The organism is uncultured Gimesia sp. (assembly GCF_937919775.1).
Classification (GTDB): Bacteria; Planctomycetota; Planctomycetia; order Planctomycetales; family Planctomycetaceae; genus Gimesia.
In genome coordinates this window covers 1-6,441 of record NZ_CALFPF010000777.1, presented here as the reverse complement: position 1 = coordinate 6,441, position 6,441 = coordinate 1, and the positions used below count along the sequence as shown (strand labels likewise).

Annotated in this window: 7 protein-coding genes; all 7 read left to right on the top strand. The window is 49.6% G+C overall.

Translation table 11 applies throughout. The features are described 5' to 3' along the window. Positions 1 to 203: 203 nt before the first annotated feature. Positions 204 to 374: a hypothetical protein gene (locus Q0294_RS22100; protein WP_299469783.1), complete on the top strand. Its 171-nt coding sequence runs from the start codon at positions 204 to 206 to the stop codon at positions 372 to 374. Between the two features lie 70 nt (positions 375 to 444). After that, positions 445 to 1,002 (top strand): PDZ domain-containing protein, encoded by a 558-nt coding sequence (locus Q0294_RS22095; protein WP_299469781.1) that lies wholly within the window; start codon positions 445 to 447, stop codon positions 1,000 to 1,002. 396 nt (positions 1,003 to 1,398) lie between these two features. After that, on the top strand, positions 1,399 to 1,869 hold the full coding sequence (locus Q0294_RS22090) for a RimK/LysX family protein (protein WP_366918004.1): 471 nt from the start codon (positions 1,399 to 1,401) through the stop codon (positions 1,867 to 1,869). 31 nt (positions 1,870 to 1,900) lie between these two features. Beyond that, entirely contained in the window at positions 1,901 to 3,154 is a 1,254-nt protein-coding gene (locus tag Q0294_RS22085) for a RimK family alpha-L-glutamate ligase (protein WP_299469777.1), read from the top strand. A 112-nt stretch (positions 3,155 to 3,266) separates the two neighbouring features. Continuing rightward, positions 3,267 to 4,307 carry a succinylglutamate desuccinylase/aspartoacylase family protein gene (locus Q0294_RS22080; RefSeq protein WP_299469775.1) on the top strand — a complete coding sequence of 347 codons (1,041 nt, stop codon included), beginning with the start codon at positions 3,267 to 3,269 and terminating at the stop codon, positions 4,305 to 4,307. An 842-nt stretch (positions 4,308 to 5,149) separates the two neighbouring features. Next, on the top strand, positions 5,150 to 5,890 hold the full coding sequence (locus tag Q0294_RS22075) for a DUF2071 domain-containing protein (RefSeq protein ID WP_299469773.1): 741 nt from the start codon (positions 5,150 to 5,152) through the stop codon (positions 5,888 to 5,890). Positions 5,891 to 5,922: 32 nt separating this feature from the next. Continuing rightward, the coding region (locus tag Q0294_RS22070) for a hypothetical protein (RefSeq protein WP_299469772.1) at positions 5,923 to 6,441 on the top strand (519 nt) is incomplete at its 3' end.

Genomic DNA, 6,441 nt, shown 5'->3' with positions numbered 1-6,441 from the left:
GTTTCAGGCTGATCCATATGGGAAATCTCGGCTTAAACATTCCAGAGTTGATGTTCCAGAAGGAGAACCGGAATCTCTGCTGCTGCTGATTGAGTGGCAGAAGACACGTGCTTTCTTCTAAATAGTGGTGTTGTAAATAATCATCATATTCCCGTTTCCGTATTTGACAAGGTATATGTGTGAGCTAGGATAAGGTGAATACGTTGAGTACGGCGATTGTTGGATTGCCCTCAAAACGAGAAGCTCAGCAAACAAAATTTCATGTGTCTCGTACATATTTTGAGATAAAGGGTTACAAAGATGAATTTGCAGAAGTCTATATCGAGCAAGGGCTTGTTTTGTCTTCTCTCACTCTTTTTGGTCGTGAATTATGAATCACAGGCTCAAGAAGGGACGGTCAACACCAATCCAGATTCAACAGCCCGCCAGAAATATGCTGCTCTGATGAGCGAGGCTCATAAAGCGCGATTGAATCAGCATTATTCGAAATATTATCAGGCGACATTGGGAGTCGTAGCGACCGATGCCTCTGGTCCTTTGGCTGCTCATTTGACAAATGGTGCGTCTGACTGGTGGACTGGAGTCGGAACGGACCTTGACGGTAATCCCGGATATGGAGTTGTCATCATGCACGTGGCACCCGGCTCTGCAGCCGATCAGGCAGGCTTGATGAAGTATGATATCATCCTGTCATTTGACAAACATCGTCTGGCTTCAGTACGTCAGTTAAATGCGTTACTTGCGAAAGCGCAACCAGGTCAGAAAGTCGCTTTATCCGTCATTCAAGTGGGTGAGCAGGGGGCCGTGAGCACTGTAGATGTGACATTAGGCTGGTCGGAACGTATCAACGCACCTGGGCAGGGAAACCCCTCACGTGCTTTCACGCCGCACATGCCATCGGCATCAAATTTTGGGAACGATGACGAATATCTCATCAATCCCAAGGCACCGTTGAAGTATCAGTATGCTGCTCCTTATGAGTATGCTCCTAAAATGGACTAAGCGTACCGTAGAATTCTGGGTCAAGACCCACCAAATCAAATTTGAGACTGACAGGTTATGCGATATCATTGCATAGCCTGTTTTTTTATTGAGCGCACTTTTTATCACCCAACTGGAACAAATGCCGTGTTTCACGATGGGACCTTTCAGGAGTAATAGAATGGTGCTCGATGACAAGTTTGAGAAACCGCATAAAAAAGTAAAGGGCAGGTCAAAGTTCGAAAGTCATTTTGACCTGAAAACTGCCGAATTAAGCAACAGAATCAGAGAAATCAGGCCTAGCAGAACTAGCGTAATGAGCTGAGGTTAGGTAAACTATGGGCCATTAAAAAAAAGAGAGGCCTTGTAGCGAACGTGACGAGACCACAGCAAAATAACACAAGAAAAAAATCTGGTTTGCCTGTTATTGGCTGGCGTGAATGGGTGAAGCTCCCTGACTTGGGGGTTACATCAATCAAAGTAAAAGTCGACACTGGCGCCCGGTCGTCGTCCCTGCATGCTTATGATTTGCATGAATTTGAGCGAGATTCTGAAAAGTGGATACGATTCAAAGTTCACCCCGTTCAGCGGGAAACGGATGAATTCGTAGTGGCAGAGGCCAAAATATTTGAATTTCGATCCGTTCGCAGTTCCAGTGGTAAGGCTACCTTACGGCCAGTAATCGTGACCAATATTGAGTTACTGGGTGTGACCTGGCTGGTTGAGTTGACACTTGCCAATCGTGACGAAATGGGTTTTCGGATGCTGCTCGGCCGCGAAGCTTTCCGGCAGCGATTTCTTGTCGATTCGGGAAAATCTTACTATGGCGGTAAGCCAATGTTAAAGAGAAGAACTAGATCAAAAAAAAAGAAACGACGACAGAAATAGGCACTAAATACCCAGCGACAGAAAGAGTATCATGAAACTTGCCATCCTTTCCTGCAGCCAGAAATGCTACAGCACACGACGACTATACGAAGCTGCAGATCAACGTGGATTCAAGGTCAAAGTCCTGAATACGCTTAAGTTCGCGATTGACCTGAAGCAGGCCGAGCCCGATCTTTACTACCGCCAAAAGTCACTCTCCGACTACGATGCCGTACTGCCGCGTATTGGCGCGTCGATTACCTATTTCGGAACGGCAGTCGTGCGACAATTCGAGCAGATGGATATCTTCTGTGCAAATTCGTCTGCCGGAATTTCCAATTCTCGGGACAAGCTTCGTAGTCTGCAGATCTTCAGTCGGCATCAGATTGGTATCCCGCAAACGACGTTCGTTCGTGATAAGAAAGATGTGTTGCCGGCAATTGAGCGTGTTGGTGGCGCGCCTGTGGTGATTAAACTGTTGGAAGGGACACAGGGAATCGGAGTGCTGCTTGCTGAATCGGTGAAGTCGGCGGAAGCGATTATCGAGATGCTGCAAAGCCAGAAGCAGAACGTGTTGATCCAGAAGTTTGTCGCCGAAAGCAAAGGGCGTGATATCCGGGCATTCGTGGTAGGCGATCGGGTTGTGGCTGCCATGCGCCGCGTCGCGCAGGGACAGGAATTCCGCAGCAATGTCCATCGAGGTGGTCTGACGGAGCCGGTGACACTCGATGATACCTATTGCAAAACAGCCGTGCGTGCTGCCCAGATCATGGGCCTTCGCGTCGCCGGTGTTGATATGCTTGAGGGAAAACAGGGGCCTCAAATCATGGAGGTCAATTCCTCGCCTGGTTTGGAAGGAATCGAAAAATGCACGCAGCTCGACATCGCCGGAGCAATCATCGATTACATTGCTGCTCAGGTGGATTTCCCGGAGATCGATCTTCGCCAACGACTGACAGTCAGCCGCGGCTATGGTGTCACAGAAATTTATATTCCCGAAGGCTCTGAATACGTCGGCAAAGCGATCAACCAATCCGGATTGCGTGATAAAGACATTAACGTGCTGACGTTATACCGTGGGACAACCGTGATTCCCAATCCCCGTTCAGATCGGCAACTGGAATCAGGTGATCGACTACTCTGTTTCGGAAAACTCGAACTGATGCGAGATCTGATTCCCGCGAAGACGCGCCGTAAACGACATCCGAAGGTTCAGGATCTACCGGATTTGCCAGTAGCCGAAGAAGTGCTCACAGAATCACACAAACCAGCAGCCGTCTCTGCTCAACAGGAAAAAGGCTTATGATCTCATGAGCAAGCCCCGCAAACGAAAGCCAATTGATCAGTGGAACGGGGAATCGATCCCTGCAGGCACATCACGTGATGTTAAACTTGCTGTAAGCGAGAGCTACAGCAGCATGACTGTAAAAATCCCGATTCACATTCGCCGTGCAGCAGAAGAGGGCCCCGTGGTTTTCGTCACTGCCGCACTTCATGGCGACGAGATCAACGGAACCGGAGCAATTCGTGAGTTGATTCAGGATGCGAATCTCCATTTACTCCGAGGGTCGGTCATTTTCGTGCCGGTACTCAATCTGCTGGCCTTCGATCGGCATTCCCGCTATCTGCCTGATCGTCGCGATTTGAATCGTTCGTTTCCGGGATCATCTTCAGGAAGCCTCGCCAGTCGTATGGCACGGATCATATTTGATGAAATCGTTTCTCGATGCGATTACGGCATTGATCTGCACACGGCCTCGGTGCGACGTACCAATTATCCGAATGTTCGAGGCGATATGACGAATCCTGAAGTGCGAAGGCTGGCTCAGGCGTTCGGCTCTGAAATCATTATGAATGGAAAAGGGCCGCAAGGAGCGTTTCGCCGCGAAGCATGTGCCAGTGGCTGTCCTACGATCATCATGGAAGGGGGAGAAGTCTGGAAAGTCGAGCCGGGTATCGTTGAGTCTGCGGCACGGGGAGTCAGAAATGTGCTTCGCGATCTGCAAATGCTGGACGGCAAAGCGGAAAGCCCTGATTATCAGGTCGTCGTTGATAAATCGACCTGGGTGCGAGCGGAGCGTGGCGGTTTTCTGAAATTCCATGTGAAACCGGGCGACATTATTGAAAAAGACCAGCCGCTTGCTACGAATACAACGCTGCTGGGGCGTGAACGCAGCATGCTGTATTCTCCTTTTGACGCAGTGGTGATCGGCATGACCACGCTGCCCGCCATCAGCCCCGGTGAGCCGATTTGTAATCTGGGCATGTTACCCGAAGGAACCAAACCATCTCAAATCCGACGCTACCGACGGGAAGAAGATGGATTGGAAGGTCAAGTCGTCGAAGAGCTTTCAACCAATCTGATTGTTGTCGAACCGACGGAAGAGTCCAGTCTCCACCACCACAAACACAACGTAGACAGTTATAGCGAACTCGGCGAAACCACATCAGCCGAGTGACTCTTTCTAAAAGTAATCTGTATCGGCTCCTCATTTTGTCGGAAGGAGATACGCTCACAGGTGCACTCTGTTTCGCTGACGCACCCCCTCTCCGACCTGAAATTCCCTTGACGGCGTCGCGTCTTTCCAAATCAGAGAAAGGCTCTCGTTTTTCAGCGTGTTTTTCAGATCTTGACATCCCCGCGCCCTTCCAGAAACTTCGTGTTATGCGTCGCGCGCGAGGAAAAAAACAGGTGGTACTGCATCTTTCTGTCGCTGTGAAAATCAGCACGATAAAACTCGCTGGTTTTAGACGAATTCTCGGAAATGCAGAAAAACACATTCCGCTTGAGCACTTGATCCTTACCGTTTCCAGGCAGTATTGTGCGTTGTTTTGGTGAATTGCAGTAAGTTGAATCCCTTTTTTTAACTCCATCCTGGTCATTGCTCCGCGTATTTTTTTGGTGTCTTTGATGAAACTTCCTGAATAACACTTCGGACAGTCCGGATAGGAAAGACTGGTATTCGTTGTCTCGCCTTATCTAAAGCCAGTGTTCCGAATGAGATTCAGCATGTTTTCCGATCAACAGAAGATTTCACCGAATCCATTTAGGGAACCAGAATTCTATCTGATCTGTTTGAAGAGGCGGAGATAAACAGGGGGCAGTCTCCGGAAGAGAGCGGTTCATCATAAATCATTTGCAGATGGCGCTTTGCGAAGATTCAGCCATCATGTAAGTGCCAGGAGTGACCTGTGCTCTGATGGTCTGTTTCTATTCCCCGTTGACGATATCGGGAAGGTCCTGTTATCGTTATCAGTAGGTCTATGTGCGCAGAAGAAATCATTCTCCAGGGAGCCGGTTATGCGAATTCCAGTCATCCAGGGCATCATTGACCGCCGCATCCTTGCCAATTATCGGATTGATCCTGAGGTCATGGCCCGGGTTTTACCGTCTCCGTTTCGCCCCAAACTGATCAACGGTCATGCCATCGGCGGGATCTGTCTGATCCGTCTCAAGGATGTCCGGCCGCGATGTTTTCCTTTACCCTGGGGTTTCGGTTCTGAAAACGCCGCCCATCGCTTCGCCGTCGAATGGGATGTCGACGGCCAAACGCAAGAGGGCGTGTTTGTCCCCCGTCGCGATACCGATTCCTGCCTGAATACTATGGCGGGGGGGAGAGTTTTTTCCGGGATCTATCACCACGCTTCATTTTCGGTAACGGAATCCGCTGATCAATTTTCGGTTGCCTTACAAAGTCGTGACGGCCAGACCCATGTTCATGTCGCCGGCAGGATCACCGATCATCTGCCGGAATCGTCCGTGTTCTCATCTCTGGAGGAAGCCTCACGGTTTTTCGAGTTGGGAGCGTTGGGGTATTCGACCAGCCCCACTGAGGGGCGCTTTGATGGCATCGAATTGTGTTGCCGGGACTGGCACGTCGAAGCACTTGAAATGGAACGCGTCGAATCCAGTTTTTTCGAAGATCAAAATCAATTTCCACAGGGTTCGGTGGAATTTGACTGTGCCCTACTGATGCGCGGCATTCAGCATGAATGGCACAGCCGTCAGGATTTGTGCTGTCCCGCGACTGTTGAGGCCTAGCTTTTCGTTTATTTACACAAAGGAACACACGAATGGATTCCCGTGTTTTGCTGACGCTGATTTTCGTCTGTCTCTCCCTGCCCCCTGTCGGTGCGGAATCCGAAGCAGATTCAAAAGCAGAGTCCGGGCAGCGCGCCCTGGCTGTCTTGCGGGAATGGAGCGAAGAGAATCAAAGCTTCACTTCCGTTCGGGGAGATTTTCACCGGATCTGGTACGACGATGTGTTTTGCTTACAAAAACATGCGGACGGCGAGTTCGGCTATCTGACGCCCCGTCATGGTTTCTGGCGTTTCGGACCGCCGCGAGAAAAACCGAAAACAGAGTCTCTGAAAAAAACAATTCAGGGAACTCCGTATCAGTACAAAGAAGCAGAATCCGAACAATGGTGCTGGCAGAAAACGCGGTTGCTCATGATTAATGGAGACGAAAAAAAGTATGAAGAATTTATTTATCCTAATCTGCCACAGCAACGTGAGGTCTGGGGCTTTTTTCAATTCCCAGTGGATGGACTTTACCCATTTTTGCCTGGTGTGCCAAATCAGGCAAGATTC

What these genes read in the sequence shown, in the direction of transcription:
- Q0294_RS22075 (WP_299469773.1), top strand. Translation starts at nt 5,150, where the DNA reads ATGCGAATTCCAGTCATCCAGGGCATCATTGACCGCCGCATCCTTGCC.
- Q0294_RS22080 (WP_299469775.1), top strand. Translation starts at nt 3,267, where the DNA reads ATGACTGTAAAAATCCCGATTCACATTCGCCGTGCAGCAGAAGAGGGC.
- Q0294_RS22095 (WP_299469781.1), top strand. Translation starts at nt 445, where the DNA reads ATGAGCGAGGCTCATAAAGCGCGATTGAATCAGCATTATTCGAAATAT.
- Q0294_RS22085 (WP_299469777.1), top strand. Translation starts at nt 1,901, where the DNA reads ATGAAACTTGCCATCCTTTCCTGCAGCCAGAAATGCTACAGCACACGA.